Here is a 20,495-nt window from a genome sequence, read left to right as displayed (position 1 = left end):
CAGTAGCGAAACAACGGAAGGTGCCCTTTGGGAATGCTCGACAAGGCCTTCAAGAGCGGTGCCGCGATCAAGGCCATCCAGGTCGTCAAACGTGAGGCGTCCAAGCCGGAGAACCAGCGCAAGGCCCGGGAATTGGTCACCAAGCTACGTCAGAAGCGCCGCTCACACTGAGTTGTCAGGCCCGGCCGATTCCGGGAGTTGCGCGGAGTGGTTGAGACGGCATGTGACTCTTCGGCGACGCCCGAGTCGTCGATCGACTCCGTCGTGCAGGTGGTAGGACTCTTCGGAGTCGATCCGATGGGCGAGCGTTCAAATCGTTTCGCGCGAGAGCAGGGGCAGCGTCACTCGACCCGGCGTCCGCCGCAGCGGGGAGCTGGTCGCACCGTGCAGGCGAATTCGAAATGGTGAACTGGGGGGCTCGAGGGCGTGAGACTGTCTTCTCGCGACGGTGACGAGCGCCGGATATGGGGCACTACCCAGGTAGCTCGACAGCCACAGAGCGCGGTCACGCAGTCGCCGGTGTCCGCGCTACCGGAGGCGCCGAAAGGCTATCGGAAGGGGTATCGGAGGATTGAGCCGCTGTCGCTTTTGTCTGCGCGGCGGGGGAGTAACCCGGGGGCGTTCCCCCCGAGGTGTGGACACCAGTTCCTATGCGGCGGTGGCCAGCGTAGCCGATCGCTGCTCGAACTCGATCGGACAGATCTGACCGAGGGTGGAGTGCCTCCTTCTGGTGTTGTAGCGCGTGATCCAACGGAAGACGGCGGCGCGAGCCTCACCCGCACTGTTCCAGCGCTTCCGACCCTGCAGGGTTTCCCGTTTCAACGTCGCGTTCAGCGATTCGGCGGCCGCGTTGTCCGCTGACGTTCCGACCGCACCCCGCGACCGGGTCACCCCCAGCTCGCGGCAGAGGTCGGCGAACTCGGCCGATGAATCTGGGCTCCGTTGTCGGAGTGGAAAATTGACCCATCGAGACCGACGGCGCCTCGACAGGCAGCGGCCGCCCGCAGTGCGTCGGTGACCAGTCCGGTACGCATGTGGTCGGCGATCGACCACCCCGCCAACCGTCGCGAACTCAGGTCCAACACCGTCGCCAGATACAGAAATTCACCGTCACCGACCGGGAGGTAGGTGATGTCCCCGACGTATCGGGTGTTCGGTGCGCTCGCGGTGAAATCCCGCCGGATCAGGTCCGGCACCACGGCCGCGCCCGGATCGGGGACGGTGGTGCGCACCGGTTTGCGCAGGTGCACGCCGACGATCCCGTGCTCGCGCATCACCCGTTCGACCCGCTTGTGGTTCACCTCGATCCCGGCATCGCGCAGTTCGGCCGTGATGCGCGGGGCACCGTAGGTGCCATCGAAGTCGGCGTGGATGACGCGGATCCGCGCCGCCAGCTCCTGATCGGCGCGGGCGCGCTCGGCACGGTCCGGCGCAGCGGTCCGCCACCGGTAGAAACCCGACCGGGAGACTTCGAGGATCTGGCACAGCCACTTCACCGGGACGGTGTCGCAGTGGTCGTCGACGAACTGGAAGCGGCTCACCAATTCGTCTCGCCCGCGAAATATTTCGCGGCCTTGCGCAGGATTTCCCGCTCGGTCTCGAGCTTCCGGATCTGGGCCTTGAGCTGATTGTTTTCTTCGTCCAACACAGACTCGGACGATACCGCGCCCGCCCGGGACGCCGACCGCGCCGCCCCGCCGGCCCGGAGCTGGGCCGTGGAGGTACCGGTGCGTTTGCGTTCGGCCCGCACCCAGTTGCGGAGGGTCTCGCGGCTGACGCCCAGGTCGTTGCCGATGCCATCGAAGGTGTGGCTCGGCTCGGACAGATACAGCGCGACGGCATCGGCCTTGAACTCCGTCGAGTACGCCTTCATCGCCATCAGTGACATCTCTTCCTCTGGGACCTTCACGACCCAGTGTTCACGATGTCCACACTTGAGGGGAACCCCCCAACCTGGTTCACCCCGCTGGTGACGATGGCCGCCGCCGTCAACCTGAAATGGCTAGCGCAGGTTTATCTGGCGTCGGTGGCAGCGAACATGCTCACCGGCAAAAGCGAACGAGACTGCGCCCGGAGTTATCGGGCAACAGGCGAACGCCGTCGCGACAAGGTTGACCGATCAGGACGCGACCCTCGATCTGCTGCAGCTGTTGTACCCGCTGACCGCGTTGTCCCGGTCCGAGGGCGCCGACGACCTGACCACCCTGGCCGCGGAAGGACTCAGTGCCGCAAACTTCGGATTACCGTTATTCGATGAATAATTTTCGCGGCCGTGACGATACTTACCGAAACTGACATTTCGCAATACTCCGCTTAAGGGACATACCCGCAGCTATACCGCTTCGTCCGCGGCCTCAAGATCACATACAGCGATATCCTTGAGGGTACGTACGAGGTGGCTTCACGGAAGGAACTTGCGCGGGTTGTGCCGTCGGAACCGGTGCGCGGGAACGACGAGTCGACGGAGTGAGTAGCGCTATCCGATGGATGAAAGAGACCCGTTCGATACGCAGCGGTACCCGCCCTCGCCGTCCGCGGAGCTGGCAGGCGCCGGCTTCGTCGATGCCCAGCAGATCGGCCGCGGTGGTTTCGGCGTGGTCTACCGCTGCACCCAGACGGGCTTGGATCGCACGGTGGCGGTGAAGGTGCTCACCGTCGAACTCGACGAGGAGAATCGAGCCCGCTTCTTCCGTGAGCAGCGTGCGATGGGGCGGCTGACCGGGCACCCGAACATCGTCAACGTCCTGCAGGTTGGCGCCACCGACAGCGGCCTTCCCTACATCGTGATGCCGTATCACCCGGGGGACTCCCTCGACGGGCGAATCCGCCGCCAAGGTCCGCTCCCGTTGAGCGAGGCCTTGCGGGTGGGAGTGAAGCTGGCCGGTGCGGTGCAGACGGCCCACCGGCTCGGCATCGTTCATCGCGACGTCAAACCCTCGAACATCCTGCTCACCGAATACGGTGAGCCGGAGTTGACCGATTTCGGCATCGCGCACATTGCCGGTGGCTTCGAGACCGCCACCGGCGTCGTGACCGGGTCGCCCGCGTACACCGCGCCGGAGGTGCTCGGCGGCGATCCGCCGGGCCCGGCCGCCGACATCTATGCCCTCGGCGCCACCCTGTTCAGTGCTCTCACCGGTCACGCCGCATTCGAACGCCGCAGCGGTGAGAAGGTGGTGGCGCAGTTCCTGCGGATCACCACACACGAGGTGCCCGATCCGCGCGAGCACGGCATCCCCGACGACGTGTCCGCGGTAATCGCCCGCGCGATGGCCCGTGAGCCCGGTCAGCGCCCGGCCACCGCCTCGGACTTCGGGGAACAGCTGCGAGCCCTGCAACGCGACCACAACCTCCCGATCGACGAGATGGCCCTGCGCCCGGACGTCGATGCCGGGATGGACGCGGAGGTCGGTGACCCAGGGCGGGTGCCGCGCGGCCGACGACGGACCACGGCGCCCGCCACCGCGGGCGCAACGGGCAGTCTTCCCCCGGAATTGACCAGCTTCGTCGGCCGCCGCCACGAGCTCACTGAGGCGAAGAATCTGCTGGCCGGGTCGCGACTGGTGACGTTGACCGGGATCGGCGGTGTCGGCAAGACGCGGCTGGCGGTGCGGGTCGCCGCGGCGGTGCAGCGCGACTACGCCCACGGGGTGCGCCTGGTCGAACTCGGGGAGCTGCGCGACCAGTCTTCGCTGGTCGACGCGGTAGCCGCCGCCGTGGGATTACGGGATCATTCGGCACGACCGGTGCGGGAGGTTCTGACCGAGTTCCTCGCACCGCGTGAGGTGTTGATGGTGCTCGACAACTGCGAGCAGGTGGTGGACGCGGTCGCCGAACTCACCGACCTCCTGCTGCGCTCGTGCCCGCGGGTGCGAATTCTGGCCACCAGCCGCGAGCCCCTGGTTCTCGGTGGGGAGGCGGTGCTGCGGGTCCCGCCACTTGCTGCCCCCGATCCGGAACGGCGGCCCTCCCTGCGCGGGTTGCCCAAATACGATGCGGTGACGTTGTTTACCGAACGCGCCAATGCTGCCGTTCCGGGGTTCGCGCTCACCGAGGACAACGCGGCGACGGTGGCGGGGATCTGTCACCGTCTCGACGGTTTGCCGCTGCCGATCGAGTTGGCGGCGGCCCGGTTGCGGGCGCTCTCGCCCAACCAGATCCTGGACCGGTTGGCCGACCGCTACACTCTGCTGACCCGCGGCAGCCGGGGTGCGCCGACGCGGCAACAGACACTGCGGCTGTGTATCGACTGGAGCTTCGAGTTGTGCACCACCGGTGAACAACTGGTGTGGGGTCGGGTGGCGGTGTTCGCGGGAAGCTTCGAACTCGATGCGGCCGAGCGGGTGTGCGGCGAGGGTTTGGAGGCGGGCGAGATGCTGGACACGCTGACCTCCCTGGTGGAGAAGTCGATTTTGATCCGCGACGAATACGGGTCGGCGGTGCGGTTCCGGATGCTCGAGACCCTCCGCGAATACGGCCTGGAAAAGCTCGGGCAGAACGGTGAGGGCATTGCCTTGCGTCGCCGTCACCGGGACTGGTACGAGGCGTTGGCGCTCGAATCGGAAGCCGAGTGGATCAGCGCCCGCCAGCTCGACTGGATCGCCCGCCTGAAGCGGGAACAACCCAACATCCGGGAGGCCCTCGAGTTCAGCATCGACGACGATCCCGCCGTAGGACTGCGCACCGCCGCCGCACTCTACCTGTTCTGGAGCTCCCAGGGCCTCTACAGCGAGGGGCGGCGCTGGCTCGAGCAACTGCTCGCCCGCCAGAGCGGCCCACCCACCGTCGAATGGGCCAAGGCGCTCCACTGTGCCAGCGTGCTGGCCATCATGCAAGGCGACCTCCACGCCGGGACCACGCTCGTCGGGCAAGGGCGCACGCTCGCAGCGCAGACCACCGACCCGATGGTGCGCGCGTTCGCTACCGTCGCCGAAGGACGGCTCGGCCTCCTCAGCGGTGATCTCGAACGGGCCCGCTCTCTCCTCGAATCCGCACTCGCAGAGTTCAGCGAACGCGGACACCGGGGGCTCGAGATAGCTACCCTGATCACACTAGGGACGGTTTATGGACTGTCGGGTCTGACAGAGCAGGCGATCGAATGCCATGAGCGTGTCCTTGCGATCACAGAAAAGCACGGCGAGAAGGTGCATCGATCGTATGCGCTGCGGGCCTTGGGAATTTCTGTGTGGCAGCAGCATGCTACCGATCGTGCGGTGCCGCTTATCGAACAAGCATTGGAGCTCTCCAGGCAAGTGCACAGTCCCCGCGCCGTTGCCGCCGGCCTCGAGGCGCTGGCCTGGATCAACTTCGAACAAGGCGATGCACGTCGGGCAGCAGTTCTGATGGGAGCCGCGGACGGGTTGGCACGGGAGATCGGGAGTTCCGCGGTCATACATTCCCATCTGGTTGTCTACCAAAAGGAGTATGCCCAGAAGGCCCGGCAGAAACTCGGGGACAAAGCTTTCAAGGCGGCCCACCGCCAAGGCGAACAGTTCGGCTTCGATGCGGCCATCGCCTATGCCCTTCACCAGCAACCGGCGGCCCCATCCACTCGCGAGACCGACTCGTCGGCGCTACTGACCAGGAGGGAACGTCAAGTTGCCGACCTCATCGGCGAAGGCCTGACTAATCAGGCAATCGCCCGTCGCCTGGTGATCTCACCTCGCACGGCACAAGGTCATGTGGAGCACATCCTGGCCAAACTCGGATTCACCTCCCGGACCCAGGTCGCGGCCTGGGTAACGGAGCGGGGCACTACTAGGTAGCTGGTCGTCGTCCTCGGCCAGCGGTGGCATCGCCGGTAACGTGGACCAGCCCGGCGACTCGCCCGATTCTGCACATAATAAATCCTGCCCTGGGTGGCAAAGCAATTTGTGCAGTGAATTCGTCGGCGTGTATCGGGATGACGCGGACGGTGAGTTCTTCACCCGACAGGTCGACGCCGGGCAGTTCAACGCGTTCGACCTCGGCCTGCCCGAGGGACCGTTCCAGGTGGGACCATTGACCCTTCTCGTCGCCCTGGTGATCGGTGGCCTGGACACGCTCCCCGGCGCTCGATGGCCCGAAATGCTCAACCCCGCAACAAGACCCCACGATCTACCTTCCCGCCGTGGCCTCCACCGGGGTGATCTCCGGTCGGCAGCCTCCACCTCACCGTCTACCGTCCCGCCGGGCGGCCTCGGATACCCCCACCTTCACCACAGCAAGCGATACCGAGGAAAACTGTCCCGCCGCTGGAATCTGTTCCGTATCTAGGTAGACACCCGTGTCCCGATCTACGTGGATATCTACATTCGACCAACCAATGGGATGATCATTGCAAGGATAACTATACTTGTAATGACTGTACTGTCCATGGTTAACTGCCACACACCAGTAGGGGTGGCTCCCTCTTCCGCGACTGATTCGAGAAAAGTGGGACATCACGTGAAGAAGTTTCCCGTCGGCGCGCTCACCGCGGTTGCCGCGCTCGCGCTTTCGGCATGCGGTTCGAGTGGTGGCGACCAGGACACAGGTACCGAGCTCCCCGGTACGCCGATCGTCATCGGTGCCCAGGCCCCGATCAAGGGCGCAACGGCCTACCCGCAGACCGCTTACGGTCTCGAGGCCGGCGTGCAGTACGTCAACGAGGTGCTCGGCGGTATCGGCGGTCGTCCCCTCGAAGTGGACGTTTGCGGCGGCGACGGGAGCCCGGAGACCGCGATCAGCTGCGCCAACGGCTTCGTGTCGAAGGACGTTTCGCTCGTGATCGATGCCGTCGACCAGAGCATGGGTGCCGCGGTGCCGATCCTGAGTTCGGCGGGTATCCCCATCGTCGGAACACTCGCGGGCTCATTCGTGGCGGACGCAGCCGAATACGGGCAGGCGTTCTACTTCACGGGACCGGTATCCTTCGGCGCACTAGCGAGCATGTCACTGCTCGACAAGATGAATAAGACGAAAGCATCGCTGGCGGTGAACGAATCGCCTACCTCGCATGCCTACGTCGACGACCTGATCATGCCGATCGCCGAGCGGATGGGCATCGATGTCAGTGTCCAGTATCCTCCCGCTTCGGGTGCGAACCTGAACGTGATTGCCTCGACGCAACTCTCGGATGATCCGGACATGGCCGGTGTCATCGCACTGCCCGAGGACGGATGCACCAGCCTGTTCCAGGCGTTGCGCCGGCAGGGTTACGAAGACACGATTCTGGCCGGTTCGTGCTCGCAGTTCATCAGTGACCTGGGCGCGGACGCCGCCGGCATCGTCACCCAGCCGCGACTGTGGGTTCCGCTGGCCAAGGACTCGGCGCCCGCCGAAGTCCAGGAACAACTGGACACCTTCGCGGAAGCGATGGAGGCGGTCGGCTACGGCGACGAACTCTCGTCACGGTCGATCTACACTTTCGCGGCCATTGTCAATATCGCCCAGGTCCTGTCCAAGACCGACGGGGAGATCACCGCGAGCGCCGTGACGGATGCGTTCAAGGCGCTGAAGGACTTCCCGACCTTCGCCGGACCGACCGTGACGTGCGACGGTCAGCAGTGGCCCGGCGTCGCCACCACCTGCAACGCACAGGCGATCTTCTTCGAGGTTCAGGGCGACGGCACTCTCCGCTCGGTGGACGAGGGCGGGTACATCGACCTCGATCCGTCCCTGGTGCCCACCACCTCCTGAGGACCCTGCCATGAACACCTACCTGCAGTTCATCGTCCTGGGGTTCGGCCTCGCCGCGGTGTACATCGGGCTCGCCAACGGCTTGCTCCTCGTCTACCGCTCGACCGGGATCATCAACTTTGCGCAGGGCGCGACCGCGATGTGGGGCGCATACGTCTTCGCGCAACTGCGCCTGGACGGCACGCTGATCCTGCCGATCGGACGCATCGAGTTCGACGATCCTCCCTCCACGCCGGTCGCCCTGGCGATCGGGCTCGTGGCGGCGATGCTGCTCGGTGTGATCACCCACTACCTGGTCTTTCGTCCGGTGCGGCGCGCACCGGCGCTAGCACAGGTGGTGGTCTCCGTCGCGCTGATGCTCACAGTCCAGGCGCTGGTGGTCATCAGATTCGGTCCGAACAACATTGCGATCGAGTCGTTGATCCCGTCCGGCTCCCTCTCCCTGTTCGGTACCTCGGTGTCGTCGGCCGAGATCGTGATGGCCGCGGTCATGCTGGGGTTCTCGGCGCTGGTGTGGGCGTACTTCCGCTTCACCCGCGCCGGCGCCGCAACTCGCGCGGCGGCGGAGAACGAGCGCGGCGCGACCCTGATGGGATTCTCGCCGGATCGGCTCGCCGCGCTCGCGATGGTGATGGCCTCGGTGGTCAGCACGGTCGGTGTGATTCTCGGGGCGAGCCTGACCGGACTCAACCCGCTCAACTACTCGCTGCTCGTCGTCCCCGCCCTCGCCGTGCTCCTCATCGCGCGAATGGAGTCGGTGACGACCATCGCGATCGCGTCGCTTGCTCTCGGCGCGTTCCAGTCGGTGCTCAACCTGCTCGCAGGGGAACCCTGGTGGCCGGTGTGGGCGCAATCCGGAGTGGATCAGGTGGTGCCGTTCCTGGTAGTCATCCTGATTCTGTTCCTGTTCGGCGGGCGGTTGCCGTCGCGAGGATCGTTGCAGACCGTCAAGTTGCCGGACGTGACGATACCGAGGTTCCGGCCGATTCCTGCCGCCCTTCTGCTACTCGCGGCAGGTGCGCTCCTGGCGGCGACCTCGGGCGCCTACCGCTTCGGCCTCACCTACTCGATCATCCTGATGCTGCTCGCGCTCTCGTACGTGATCATCACCGGATATCTGGGTCAGATCTCGCTAGCGCAGGCAGCATTCGCGGGCGCGGCCGGGTTCACGCTGTCGAAGGTCACCACCAACTGGAACATGCCGTTTCCGCTGGCCCTGCTGTTCTGCTCACTCGTGGCGGCACTGCTGGGCATGCTGGTCGCGCTGCCCGCCTTCCGGATCAGGGGAGCTCAGCTGGCTATCGTGACCATCGCGGCGGCGCTGGCCATCGAACGATTCGTCTTCAACAACTACAGTTTGACCCCGCCCTCGGGTAACCCCATCGCGAACCCCACCTTCTTCGGGTTGAATCTCGGTGTACGTGAGGGCAGTGAGATTGCACGCCTGCCGTTTTCTTTGACAGTGCTCGCGGTTGCCACATTCGTCGTGTGGGCGTTCGTCCGACTCGCGTCCGGCAACACCGGCCGAACGTTCCTCGCCGTTCGTGCCAACGAACGTGCCGCTGCCGCAAGCGGTATCAACGTCCGGCTGACCAAGATCATCGGATTCGGGCTCTCGGCCTTCATCGCCGGAATCGCCGGTTGCCTCATCGGCTACAGTGCCGGTCAGCTCTCGGCGGAATCGTTCACCGTCTTCGTCGGCCTGCAGGTCCTGGCGGTCGCATACCTCGGTGGCATCACCTCGTTCAGCGGTGCCGCCATTGCCGGTGTCATCGGCCCGCTGGGCATCGTCTATGTCTTGGTGCACAACGTCCTCGAACTCGGCGACTACTACGCGTTGATTTCCGGGATCGCTTTGATTCTCACGGCCGTCATGAACCCTGTCGGCATAGCCGGTGAGGCGAGCAGAATGGCCGGCCTCGTCCGTGCCCGGCGGAAACGAGCACCGGCCGGCCCTGTCGCGCCGGCCACCGCGACCGCGGACACCGACCGAAAGGTGGCAGTGAGCGATGCCGGATAACACACCCACCGGATTGTCGACCGAGAACCTGACCGTCCGCTATGGAGGTGTGGTTGCCAACGAAAACGTCTCCGTGACCGTGCTGCCCGGGGAGATCGTCGGGCTGATCGGCCCGAACGGCGCCGGCAAGACCACCTTCGTCGACGCGGTGACCGGTTTCCTCGACTACGAGGGCACCGTCCTGCTCGACGGTGCGCCCATGAACCCTCTTGCGCCGCATCGGCGGCGCCGCTCGGGTCTCTCGCGCACGTGGCAGGGCGGCGAGCTCTTCGCGAATCTGAGCGTGGCCCAGAACGTCGTCGCCGCCCTGCGGCCGGGCGGCCTCGCCACCCTCTGGCACGATCTGTGGGGTCGCCGCGGCACAGGCACCGACGACATCGTGGCTACCACCCTTCACACGGTCGGGCTCGGCGACGTCGGCAAGACCCTCGCACGCGACCTCACACTCGGGCAACAGAAACTCGTCGGGGTCGCACGGGCACTCGTCGGGAACTGCCGCCTGCTCCTGCTCGACGAACCGGCCGCCGGGCTCGACAGCCGGGAAAGCCTCGAATTCGCCGGACGCATCCGGGAGTTGGCGCGCACCGGACCCGGTGTTCTGCTCATCGACCACGACATGTCGCTGGTACTGGGCGTGTGCGACCGGATCTACGTCATGGAATTCGGAAAGGTCATCTTCTCCGGAACACCGGCGCAGGCGAGGAAAGACCCCGCCGTGGTCGCCGCCTACCTGGGAACACCGATGGAGACGACCCGTGCCTGATCCCACACTCGCCCGTGATCTCCTCACCGCCGAATCCCTCACGTCGGGCTACAACGGCGTCGCGGCGGTCACCGACGTGAATTTGACGGTCGCGGCCGGCGAGGTGCTCTCCGTTCTGGGACCCAACGGGGCAGGCAAGACCACAACGCTGCTGGCTCTCGCCGGACTACTACCCGCCATGAGTGGACGGACCACCGCGATGGGAGAGCCGGTCGATTACAAGAGGCCGTACCGGATGGCGCGGCGGGGAATGCGTTTCGTCCCCGACGATCGTGGATTGTTCTCGGTCATGACGGTGCGGGAGCACCTGCGGCTCTCACGCCGGCGACCCGACCGGGCACGTGAAGAATTCGTCCTCGACAGATTCCCGGCGCTGGCCGAAGTGCAGTCACGAATAGTCGGGCTGTTGTCGGGCGGTGAGCAGCAGATGCTCGCGATCGCCGTGGCGCTCCTGGCGGAACCGCGGGTCCTCATGGTCGACGAGATGAGTCTCGGGCTCGCGCCGATGGTGGTCGAGCAGATGCTGCCCACCATTCGGGACCTGGCCCGCGACGAAGGTATCGCCGTCGTACTCGTGGAACAGCACGTCGAACTCGCCCTCGCGGTTTCCGATCGGGCAATCGTGCTGAATCACGGCCGGATGGTCCTCGAAGGCGACGCGAAAGACCTGCTGGCCGACCGCGATCGCCTCGAAACCGCTTACTTCGGTGGCGAATCGCTCTAGCCTTCGGCGGCGAGCTGCCCGCAGGTCGTGGCGACTTCTACACGTACGCCGAGGACACCATCCGGAGAGTCGTGACCGAGGGGACCGTCGCGTCGACGCCAACGTGCTACTCCACCTGTACCGGCTGAGTGAGCACCAGCGCGAAGATTTGCTGACCGTGCTCAAACTAGACAAGGTCGAACTGAACTGTCTGTAAGTGTTTGTAGTGGCTGGCCCGGGGCTGGCTGGCAGGATCGGTGCCGTCGTCGCGATTGAGTGTGACCCCTGAACCGCATGGCCCCTTCGGGGTGCACTGTCCAGGATCTGTCCACTCGGCCGAGACGGCGACGCCGACCCGGTCTCGCTTCGGTGGCTTGATCAGAAGCCTGCCCGACCCGTGTGCGCGGGTCGTGGCCCGTTACAGGCCTGCCTCGAAGTGTTCTTCCCGGGCCGACGCCGGCACGACGTCACCTCTTGGGAAGGATTCCGCCGCCATGCCTATCGTTGCAGATCAGTACGAATTCGTCATCGGGGTTGATACCCACGCCGCTACCCACTCACTGTCGGTTGTCACCGTCGCGACCGGAGCAATTGTCGACCAATCAATGTTTCCGACGAGCCCATCCGGGCTCGAGCGAGCGGTGACATGGATCCGCCGACGCGTGGGTGAGCACGCGACTCTGGTAGTTATCGAAGGCGTCGGCTCCTACGGAGCAGGTCTCGCCGAGCGTGTCCTCGGTTCCGGATTGGCGGTCGTCGAACCCGCCGCGATGTCGGCGGCGCGTCGCCGCGGTGGGCAAGACCGACCCGGGCGACGCCGCCGTCCTCGCGCACGTACTGCGAACCGACCGGCACATGCACAGGCCGCTACCGGCCATCAGCGAGCAGGGGCGCGCGGTGAAGACGCTCGCACGTCAGCATCAGGAAGCGGTGTGGGCGCTGAATCAAACGGTCAGCCGACTCCGCTCATTGCTATTGGAGTTCTATCCGCAAGCGGTGCAGGCATTCCCGAACCTAAAACATCGCGCGGCGACGACTGTGCTCGCGACGGTCCCGACACCCGCCGCTGCGGCCAAGCTGACAGGCCGCCGCGTCGTTACCCTGCTGCAACGCTCGGGTCGTGGCAACCACCCTGCCCTGGCCGAGCAGATCCTCAGCCTCCTTCGGGCACCGGCTTTGCGGCAACCCCTGCAAGTCGAGGCCGCATACGGCCACACCGTCACCGGGCTGATCGCCGTCCTGGTGGCGATGCGACAGGCCGCTGACGCCCTCGAGGCGCAGCTCGGGCAGCAGTTCGAAGCTCACCCACAAGCCCGCTATTCTGCGGTCGGCACCCGGCCTGGGCCCCGTCCTGGCCGCCCGAGTCCTCGGCGAAATCGGCGACGACCCCGAACGATTCACCGGCTCGAACAATCTTCGCTCGTACGCCGGCACCGCGCCGGTGACGATGTCATCGGGCCGATCGCACTACGTCAAGGCCCGCAAGGTCCGTAACAAACGCCTGGCCGACGCCTGCCATTGGTAGGCGTTCTCGATGCTCACCAAATCAGCCGGCGCACGAGCCCACTACGACAAGCGCCGAGCCGCGGGCGACCAGCACAACGCGGCACTGCGTAATCTCGCGAACAAGCTACTCAGGCGCCTGTGGTGTCTGCGACACGACATACCCTGGGACGACCGCGCGGCGTGGCCCGACTTCTATGCGGGACAGCAACCGGCGGTCGCTTGACGTCTGACCCGCGTGGGATGTCTACTACAAGGCCAAGCAGCGCGGCCCCATCTCGGACACCGACCTGGGCGAGGCTCACGCGACGACCTCGCATACCATCTCATGGGCTTGCCCCTTGATGCTGCTGCCCATGTCCTGATATCTCAGGTCGCGGCGAGCTCTGTTGGTATCAGACCCGGGAACGGCGTTTGCGTCGAATAGCCTGGCGGGACATTGCGGATGACGCATTGACCACGCGATCGGCGTGATCGACGAGCACTAGCGCTTGGGTGGCCGCAAGATGTGCGCGGGCAAGTCGTTCGGCCTCCTCGGGCCTTCCTTCGGCAATCGCGTCGACAATCCGACGATGCGCGCTTACTGCAGCTGCCGCTTCTACTTCTGTAGGGTACTCACCAAGTTTGACGCGTGACTCCGCCCACGCCTCTTCTTGCGCGGCCCAGAGCGCTACGTAACTCCCCACCGCGTAACGAATCGTCGCGTTCGGTGTGAATCCCACAACCAAGGTGTGGAAATCTCTGGCCGTATTAGTAAAATCTAGTCCGCAATCCGTGAAGGTAGCGGATGAATCAATCGCGGCAGTCAGTGCTGGAACTACAACTTCGAGCCGGTCTTCCCGTTTTGCACATTCGGCGGCACACATAGGTTCCAACAGCTGCAAACCCTCTGCCAGGTCACGCAACACAACGCCACCGGCCTGCAACGAGAGGCCGAGGTGATATGCGGCTGACGTTTCGTCAGGTCTGCGTACATCAGCGCCGCCGACGTTGCCTCGGCGAACAGTCACCAGGCCTTCGGTCTCAAGAATTCTGAGAGCTTCTCGTACCGAAGGGTAACTGACACCGAAGTCTTTAACGAGCTGATCCTGTGTCGGAAGGCGGTAGTTGTGATCCGCCAGAATGTCGTTGCGGAGCTCGTCGGCGACTGTTTCGGCGATTCTTCGCTGTGGGACTCGGCGGGTTGGGGAGGCGGTCATGTGTGCCCTTAATGTACATCCTGCAATCGGCAATCCCCTTCATCCTAACAGTTCAAGCCTAGCAAGGATGGCGATATTGCTCTGCTGGGCATTGCTCTGCTGGGCAAGTAGCGCGCACGGCGGCATGGTCTTACGAGTGGTTCGTCCCTATGCTGCCAGGGATGGACTGTTGTTGACTGGCAAGCCGCGAGTTTTGCTATGGCCAGGCCCTGGCTTGCACAGGTTGACGGGAATGTCCGGCATCAGCTGACGTTTGCGCTGGTAGCGGGGTCCATGGTCGGCGATATGGGGCACATCCGGCCGGTGGGATCGCCGGTAGTGGCTGCGTATATCCGTAAGGTCCGCGTCGGGAGCGACGGCGGTGCAGATCGCAGCGAAGGACCGTGGTCGCCACGAAATTCTCGAGCACGTCGGCTCCGCCCACACCGACGGCGAGTTGGCGGCGTTGCTGCAGATCGCCCGCGAGAAGTTGACGGCCAGTCAGCAGGAACTCGACCTCGGCCTCGACGGCGGTGATCGAGGGTCTGAGATCGTGGCGAAGCGGTCCCGCTGGCTGATCGAGGCGATCAAGGCGGGACGGCGACGGTTGGGTTTCGATGTGATCGACCACGACGCCTTCTTCCAGCTCGTCCTCGGCCGGATCGTCGAGTCGACACCGATGAGCGACACCTCCCGGGTCGTCGGTGAGATCGCCTTGACTCCACCCCCCGCAATACCTACGCCAACGCATCGGAGCGGTGCGCCGCATGGGATTACCGGGACCGCGTCGCGACGAAGTGCTTCGAGCATGCCGCCAGGACTGCCGCGTTGAGCTTGGTGCTTTACGACGTCACTACCTTGTGTTTCGAGGCGGAGAAGGAAGACGACCTCCGCAAGGTCGGGTATTCGAGTTATGCCGAGGACGGCATAACTCGAAGGAGCGCCGGGTCGATCCGCAGATCGTGGTCGGCGTGCTCGTCGACCGCACCGGGATCCCCTCCGAGATTGGGTGCTTCGAGGGCAACAAGGCCGAAACCCACACCATCGTGCCCATCATCCGGCAGTTCCAGACCCGCCACAACATCGAGGGCGTCGAGATAGTGGCTACAGCCGCCGGCGAGCTCTCCGCTGGCAATTTCACTTCCCTCGACGAAGCCGGATTGAAGTTCATCGTCGGGTCCGCGTCACCAAAGCCCCTGGCGATCTCGTCTCACATTTCCATTGGACGGAGACGCTTTCACCGATGACCAGATCATCGACACGGTCACGCCCCGACACGGGAGAAGTGTCGTCAACAACGACAGGAAACGGACCGAACCAGTGTCCGGACACCCGAGTTCGTGGCGGGCGGTCTGGCAGTACTCGAAGCGACGCGCTGTTCGTGGCAATCAGACCCTCAAAGCCCAGAAAGGGCGGGCACAGGACATCGTCGACGGCGAGAAGGCACCGAAAGCGACCGGTTCGTCAAGACCACCGCCGAAGGCCGCAGCCTCGACACCTCGGTGTTGGAGCGAGCACGATCGTTGGTCGGGTTGAAGGGTTACACCCGCCAATATCCCCAACGCGCTGATGAGGCCGGGCGAGGTCATCGACAAGTACCACGACCTCTGGCGCGTCGAGCAGTCGTTCTGCATGTCGAAGACCGACCTGCGAGCCAGGCCGATGTTCCACCACACCCGCGAGGCGAACGAAGCACACCTGACCATCGTGTTCACCGCCCTTGCGGTCGCCCGCTACCCTGCAGGCCGAGACGGGGGGTCTTAATCGGGCGCCTCGCGAAAGCCCTGCGCCCGCTTCAAGAGATCATCCTGACCATCGCCGGCCAACCCCACACAGCAGCGGACCCACTGACACCAGATGCCGCCGCTATCCTCACCGCGCTCGAACTACCCGCCGTGCGCACCGCGTGAACACCTTCGGCGACAAACCCCTCACTCCGGCTCTCAAGGCGATCCATGCCTCCCGGCATGCCGCCGGACTGGATTGGGACCTCATCGACCGTGTCGCGGCGCTCGCGACCAGCGGCAACCAGCCGTCGCGCGATGGTGTGTGCACCGGGCGTGGGAACACGCCGGGCTCGTGCATTCCCCGTGGTTCCGCCAACGACTCGTCGAGATGGACGCAGGGCACCCTGCTCATCCGGCCTTCATCGCCAGCTCCGCCGCCCACGACCGCTCGGCGCCGACCCACAAATTCCCCTCACCATCGTGTCCGGGTTACCGGCAAGCACTGAGCACATCCAGCAGTACGAGGCGTTGCTGGCGTATGCGCGGAGCATGTATGCCGACACGACCGCTCGAGTCGGCGATCGAGGCGTTCCGGCACACCACGCAAACCTACGAAATGAAGTACCCGGCGTTGATCGCGCTTGCGCGCAGCGACTTCTTCGGTGACGACACGAGCAACATAGACTCCCCGACTGACGATTTGCTAAGTCGTAGCCGTTTTTGTCGTAGTTACGCTCGAGCGGTTCACTGTCCCCAACATCCCCGAGGAGCGCGATGCCACCGTATTGGCCTCCTCGTGCGTTCCACCGCGTATCTACGTTGACGAGCACCGCCCACCGGTCACGATCCGTCAGTCTGTAGCGGCGTGTCCTGTCATTCGTTAACGCGTCTCAACAATGGAGGTGGTATGGGGATCATCAGATCCGCCGATGTTCTGACAGGCGCACTTGACGGTGGCCCTCGTTTTCGGTCCCTCTGTGTTGAGCCAGATCTTCGGCTCCGAGGGGGAAGGTTACGGCGTGGACTGGCGCTGCGTGGTGGTCACAGTGGGTCTTCGAACGAGAATCGGTGGTCGAGGGAGAGTAGCGGGATCGTTCAGGTGAGGGCGATGTATTTCGTAGTGAGGTATTCGGCGATACCTTCGCTTCCGCCCTCGCGTCCGATACCTGATTGCTTGACGCCGCCAAAAGGTGCCGCGACGTCTGAGATCACTCCGCGGTTGACACCGACCATGCCTGCGTCGAGGGCTGCGGCGATGCGGTTACACCGTTCGGCGCCTTGGCTGTAGAAGTAGGCTGCCAGACCGTATTCGGTGCTGTTGGCCGCGGCGATCGCCTGGGCTTCGGTGTCGAACGTACTGATCATGGCCACGGGTCCGAAGATTTCTTCACGGAGCACCGCTGACTCGCGATCAACCAGATCGAGTACGGTCGCCGGGTAATAGAACCCGGCACCTTCGGGCCGTTTGCCGCCGAGACGGATTCGGGCGCCGGCCGCGACGGCGGTGTCGACCAGGGCTGCGACGCTGTCGCGCTGTGAGGCGTTGACCAGCGGCCCCAGGGTGATGCCGTCCTGATAGCCGGGACCGAGCTGCATCGCCGCCATTTTAGTGGTCAGCTTGTCGGTGAACTCCTCAGCGACCGTCGACTGGACCAGGAAGCGGTTGGCCGCGGTGCAGGCCTCGCCGCCGTTGCGCATCTTGGCGGCGAATGCACCCTCGACGGCCGCATCGATGTCGGCGTCGTCGAAGACCAGGAACGGTGCGTTTCCGCCGAGTTCCATCGATGTTCGTTGCACCCTTTCTGCGGCCTGGCTCAACAGGATTCGCCCGATCGGAGTTGAGCCGGTGAAGCTGATCTTGCGGATCCGGTCATCGTTGATGAGTGCGGAGGACACGGTGCTGCTGTGTGAGGTGGGGAGGACCGAGAGGACTCCGGCCGGTAGTCCGGCTTCGGCGAAGACCTCGGCGAGCGCGAGCATGGTCAAGGGTGTTTCCCCGGCCGGCTTCACGACCATCACGTTGCCGGCGGCCAGGGCGGGGCCGACCTTGCGGGTTCCCATGGCCAGGGGGAAGTTCCAAGGGGTGATCGCCAACGAAGGGCCGATCGGACCGTGTGTGACCAGGATCTGGCCGGTGCCGTTCGGTGAGGTGGTGTAGCGCCCGCCGATGCGGACCGCTTCTTCGGCGAACCAGCGCAGAAACTCGGCTCCGTATCGGGTCTCGGCGACGCTGTCGGGCAAGGCGCGTCCGAGTTCCAGGGTCATCAGCATGGCGAACTCGTCGGACCGCTTGGTCACAATCTCGAAGGCACGGCGCAGGATTTCGCTGCGCTCGCGTGGTGCCGTGGCAGCCCACTCACCGGCGACGCCGACCGCGACGTCCAGGGCGTGGTGGGCATCGGCCACCGATGCGTCGGCAACCTTCGCCAGCGGTTGTTCGGTGGCGGGGTCGGTCACATCGAAGGTGGCGCCGCCCTCGGCCGGGGTCGATTGGCCATTGATCCAGAGGCCGGTGGGTACTGCTGCGAGGACCTTCTTGGCGAAGTCCGATAGGTGTGTAGGCATCGTCAGTTCTTTCGTGGTGTGTCGAATGTCAGCGTGCGGCGCATGCGCTGATGACCGAGCCGAAGATATCGAGGGCCTCGGTCAGGAGATCATCGATGATCACCAATGGCGGCAGCTGTCGTATGACATTGCCGTACGTGCCGCACATCAGGACGATGACGCCTTCTTGCAGTGCTTCTGCGTCAACATCTTTGGCCAGACCGGGATTGGGGTCGGCGCTGCCGGGCTTGACCAACTCGATGGCGATCACGCCTCCGCGACCTCGCACCTCACCGATCACACCGTGCCCTTCGGCGTTCAGTTGATCGGCGAGTGTCGTGAACGAGGAGGTGATAAGGCTTTCGATCTGGCATGCGCGGGTCGGCAGATCCTGGGCGATGATCTCGTCGATCGCGGCGAGCGCTGCGGCACAGGCGACGGTATGTCGTTTCGGATGGCGTAGGCAACCGTCTCGGCGATTCGACGTTGTGGGACTCGGCGACCCGGATTTGCGTTGGCATCACGCATCTCGCTCCATACACAAGTGGTAACACCAATCATTCGTCGGCAAACTTTTAAGGATAGCAACCATGGGGATTACCGTTCGCCGGTTACGTCAGTCTTGATAGCAGGCCACGTGAGTGAGTAGCCAGGAGATGCCTGTTATCGATTGGCGGAGTCAATTTTTGCCGAGGCAAGGTTCCGCAGTTCATCGGTCCTGATCTTGGCACTACCTGTCATGCTGATCTCGTTGTCGGAAAAGAAAAGTACATGGCGGGGCACTTTGTAGCTAGCTAACTTCTCTTTGATGAGAGTGCGGATCGCCTCCGGGTCTAGGCTCGCACGGTCTTGGGGGACAATACAGGCTACGACAACCTCCCCCAGGGTCTCGTGTGGAACGCCAACTGTGCGAGTAACTTTCACGCCGGGGAGTCCGAGAATAACTTCGTCGACTTCGAGCGGTGACACGTTCGCGCCACCGGTCTTGATAATGTCTGTGAGTCGACCTTCCCAGAACAACCTGCCCGAATCGTCGAGATAACCGCCATCGCCGGTGTGAAAGAAGCCCTCGGCATCCAGAGTCTCCATGAGTGGGGTGCCAACATAACCGAGCATCAGAGTCGGCCCCTTGACGCAGATCTCACCGCGTTCTCCAATGCGCAGGGTGGCTCCGGTCAGCGCGTCCACGATCTTGACCGAGTTACCGGGCAGCGGTATTCCGCTGCTGCCGGCAATCTCCTCATCGGGTGTGTTGGCAGGAAAGCAGGTGGAAATGGTGAAGGTTTCGGTGTTGCCATACGCATGTCCAGGTTCAGAATATTTCGTGGACACAGTCTTGTGCTTTGCGATGGGGGTGTTGAAGTCCACAAAACGCATGTGGCTCAGGTCTACAGAGTCCCAGTTGGGGGAGGCCTCGAGCGCAGCCCACTGGTGTGGCCAGGCAACAGGGAAGTTCACCTTCTCGGCGTCCATCAGGCGGAGTGCTTCGTCGGCGTCGAATGTTCTCTGCAAGATCAAACTACCGCCGCTTGCCAGTGTCGAGCCCAGAGCCATGCCGAAGTTACCGGACCAGAAGAAACCGTTGGCCGACCAGCAGCGGACGTTGTCTTCAGGTGAGAGACCGTACATTCGCCGGAAGCGCCACATTTGGATGGCAACACCGCGATGTGCGCTGAGGATGCCCTTGGGCTTACTGGTTGAGCCAGAAGAGAAGAACAGCACCGCGGTGTCGCTGGGCGCAGTGGTGGCGGCACATGCCTCCACCACCTCCCGTGATTCGCTCACTCCGCGTGTCAAGAAGGTCGGCCAGGACTCGATCGAACCGTCGCCTGATTGGTCCGCCGGCGTTGTGTCCGTCACCGCGGCGAGATGCCTCAAGAACGGATACTTCGACGACCGCAGCGCGCCGGGTGCCGCAGTGGCGATCCTGGGCTCCAGGTCGGTCAGTATGTCGGCGAAGTTCTGCTTCAGCACCTGGCGCTCGAAGAGCAGTACTGACACGCCGGAAACCTTCAGCAGATGATCGAGTTCGGCTGGAGTCGAAAAAGTGCTGAGAGTGACGGCAACTCCACCGGCCAGCGAGGTGCCGAAGACCGCGGACAGCCACTCCGGACGATTGGTCATCAGGATGCCGACCCGGCTCTCCTTGCCGAGTCCAGTCGAACGGAGTGCCTGCGCGACTTCGATTGCACGCTCCCACAGGTCCGCGTATGTCCAGCGTACTATCTGTGCGTCGACCTGCATCGTGAGTGCTTCGCGATCGGAGAAGGTCTCGGTGACCTCGCGCAGGAATCCCGGCAGGGTGAGACTGCCGAGACCGGGCTCGCCCTCGAGCGGTGCGCCGCTGACGATTGCAGGTAATGTGGGGGTGGTACTCATTACTGACCTCGCTGTCGTT

General features: G+C 64.2%; 12 protein-coding genes and 5 pseudogenes. 11 read left to right on the top strand and 6 right to left on the bottom strand.

What is annotated here, in order from left to right; all coding sequences use genetic code 11:
• The first annotated feature begins 33 nt into the window (after positions 1 to 33).
• Positions 34 to 171 carry a hypothetical protein gene (locus JQT59_RS01295; protein WP_213571298.1) on the top strand — a complete coding sequence of 46 codons (138 nt, stop codon included), beginning with the start codon at positions 34 to 36 and terminating at the stop codon, positions 169 to 171.
• A gap of 477 nt (positions 172 to 648) precedes the next feature.
• Here JQT59_RS01295 and JQT59_RS01290 read toward each other — a convergent pair.
• Positions 649 to 1,879: pseudogene (locus tag JQT59_RS01290) on the bottom strand (IS3 family transposase).
• A gap of 232 nt (positions 1,880 to 2,111) precedes the next feature.
• Here JQT59_RS01290 and JQT59_RS01285 point away from each other — a divergent pair.
• Positions 2,112 to 2,261, top strand: coding sequence for a hypothetical protein (locus JQT59_RS01285; RefSeq protein WP_213571297.1), 150 nt, complete (start codon positions 2,112 to 2,114; stop codon positions 2,259 to 2,261).
• A 222-nt stretch (positions 2,262 to 2,483) separates the two neighbouring features.
• Positions 2,484 to 5,765, top strand: coding sequence for a protein kinase domain-containing protein (locus tag JQT59_RS01280; RefSeq protein ID WP_213571296.1), 3,282 nt, complete (start codon positions 2,484 to 2,486; stop codon positions 5,763 to 5,765).
• Between the two features lie 112 nt (positions 5,766 to 5,877).
• Here the strand turns inward: JQT59_RS01280 and JQT59_RS38225 are convergent.
• Positions 5,878 to 5,961 (bottom strand): annotated as a pseudogene (locus tag JQT59_RS38225) (DUF4193 family protein); the annotation flags it as partial.
• 465 nt (positions 5,962 to 6,426) lie between these two features.
• Between JQT59_RS38225 and JQT59_RS01270 the strand changes: the two are divergent.
• The 7 genes and pseudogenes from JQT59_RS01270 to JQT59_RS37945 all read left to right on the top strand — a co-directional run bounded on the left by JQT59_RS01270 (position 6,427) and on the right by JQT59_RS37945 (position 12,874).
• Positions 6,427 to 7,659, top strand: a complete 1,233-nt coding sequence (locus tag JQT59_RS01270) for an ABC transporter substrate-binding protein (RefSeq protein ID WP_213571293.1) — start codon at positions 6,427 to 6,429, stop codon at positions 7,657 to 7,659.
• Between the two features lie 10 nt (positions 7,660 to 7,669).
• Complete coding sequence (locus JQT59_RS01265; protein WP_213571291.1) at positions 7,670 to 9,679, top strand: ABC transporter permease; 2,010 nt, start codon at positions 7,670 to 7,672, stop codon at positions 9,677 to 9,679.
• Positions 9,669 to 10,442: an ABC transporter ATP-binding protein gene (locus JQT59_RS01260; RefSeq protein ID WP_213571289.1), complete on the top strand. Its 774-nt coding sequence runs from the start codon at positions 9,669 to 9,671 to the stop codon at positions 10,440 to 10,442. Before JQT59_RS01265 ends, JQT59_RS01260 begins: the two co-directional genes overlap by 11 nt.
• Positions 10,435 to 11,166, top strand: coding sequence for an ABC transporter ATP-binding protein (locus JQT59_RS01255; protein WP_213571287.1), 732 nt, complete (start codon positions 10,435 to 10,437; stop codon positions 11,164 to 11,166). The genes JQT59_RS01260 and JQT59_RS01255 overlap by 8 nt, the downstream gene beginning before the upstream one ends.
• Positions 11,167 to 11,874: 708 nt before the next feature.
• Positions 11,875 to 12,075 (top strand): annotated as a pseudogene (locus JQT59_RS37955) (IS110 family transposase); the annotation flags it as partial.
• Between the two features lie 331 nt (positions 12,076 to 12,406).
• On the top strand, positions 12,407 to 12,670 hold the full coding sequence (locus tag JQT59_RS37950) for a transposase (protein ID WP_349306980.1): 264 nt from the start codon (positions 12,407 to 12,409) through the stop codon (positions 12,668 to 12,670).
• A gap of 9 nt (positions 12,671 to 12,679) precedes the next feature.
• Complete coding sequence (locus tag JQT59_RS37945) at positions 12,680 to 12,874, top strand: hypothetical protein (protein ID WP_349306975.1); 195 nt, start codon at positions 12,680 to 12,682, stop codon at positions 12,872 to 12,874.
• 169 nt (positions 12,875 to 13,043) lie between these two features.
• Here the strand turns inward: JQT59_RS37945 and JQT59_RS01245 are convergent, their stop codons facing one another.
• Complete coding sequence (locus JQT59_RS01245) at positions 13,044 to 13,847, bottom strand: FadR/GntR family transcriptional regulator (protein ID WP_213571285.1); 804 nt, start codon at positions 13,845 to 13,847, stop codon at positions 13,044 to 13,046.
• A 322-nt stretch (positions 13,848 to 14,169) separates the two neighbouring features.
• Between JQT59_RS01245 and JQT59_RS38220 the strand changes: the two are divergent.
• Positions 14,170 to 15,736, top strand: a pseudogene (locus JQT59_RS38220) (IS1634 family transposase).
• 912 nt (positions 15,737 to 16,648) lie between these two features.
• Here JQT59_RS38220 and JQT59_RS01235 read toward each other — a convergent pair.
• The 3 genes and pseudogenes from JQT59_RS01235 to JQT59_RS01225 form a co-directional block, all read right to left on the bottom strand.
• Positions 16,649 to 18,118, bottom strand: a complete 1,470-nt coding sequence (locus tag JQT59_RS01235) for an NAD-dependent succinate-semialdehyde dehydrogenase (RefSeq protein WP_213571283.1) — start codon at positions 18,116 to 18,118, stop codon at positions 16,649 to 16,651.
• 28 nt (positions 18,119 to 18,146) lie between these two features.
• A pseudogene (locus JQT59_RS01230) lies at positions 18,147 to 18,524 on the bottom strand (aminotransferase class III-fold pyridoxal phosphate-dependent enzyme); the annotation flags it as partial.
• Positions 18,525 to 18,760: 236 nt separating this feature from the next.
• Positions 18,761 to 20,476, bottom strand: coding sequence for a class I adenylate-forming enzyme family protein (locus tag JQT59_RS01225; protein WP_213571281.1), 1,716 nt, complete (start codon positions 20,474 to 20,476; stop codon positions 18,761 to 18,763).
• Positions 20,477 to 20,495 lie beyond the last annotated feature (19 nt).

The organism is Rhodococcus sp. USK13, from assembly GCF_018343855.1.
Lineage (GTDB): Bacteria > Actinomycetota > Actinomycetes > Mycobacteriales > Mycobacteriaceae > Rhodococcus_F > Rhodococcus_F oxybenzonivorans.
The sequence above is the reverse complement of the archived record's forward strand: the minus strand, read 5'-3'. Positions and strand labels throughout refer to the sequence as shown.

Coding starts and splice junctions, on each gene's coding strand:
- JQT59_RS01295 (WP_213571298.1), top strand. CDS start 34: ATGCTCGACAAGGCCTTCAAGAGCGGTGCCGCGATCAAGGCCATCCAG.
- JQT59_RS01280 (WP_213571296.1), top strand. CDS start 2,484: ATGGATGAAAGAGACCCGTTCGATACGCAGCGGTACCCGCCCTCGCCG.
- JQT59_RS01265 (WP_213571291.1), top strand. CDS start 7,670: ATGAACACCTACCTGCAGTTCATCGTCCTGGGGTTCGGCCTCGCCGCG.
- JQT59_RS01260 (WP_213571289.1), top strand. CDS start 9,669: ATGCCGGATAACACACCCACCGGATTGTCGACCGAGAACCTGACCGTC.
- JQT59_RS37945 (WP_349306975.1), top strand. CDS start 12,680: ATGCTCACCAAATCAGCCGGCGCACGAGCCCACTACGACAAGCGCCGA.
- JQT59_RS01245 (WP_213571285.1), bottom strand. CDS start 13,847: ATGACCGCCTCCCCAACCCGCCGAGTCCCACAGCGAAGAATCGCCGAA.
- JQT59_RS01235 (WP_213571283.1), bottom strand. CDS start 18,118: ATGCCTACACACCTATCGGACTTCGCCAAGAAGGTCCTCGCAGCAGTA.
- JQT59_RS01225 (WP_213571281.1), bottom strand. CDS start 20,476: ATGAGTACCACCCCCACATTACCTGCAATCGTCAGCGGCGCACCGCTC.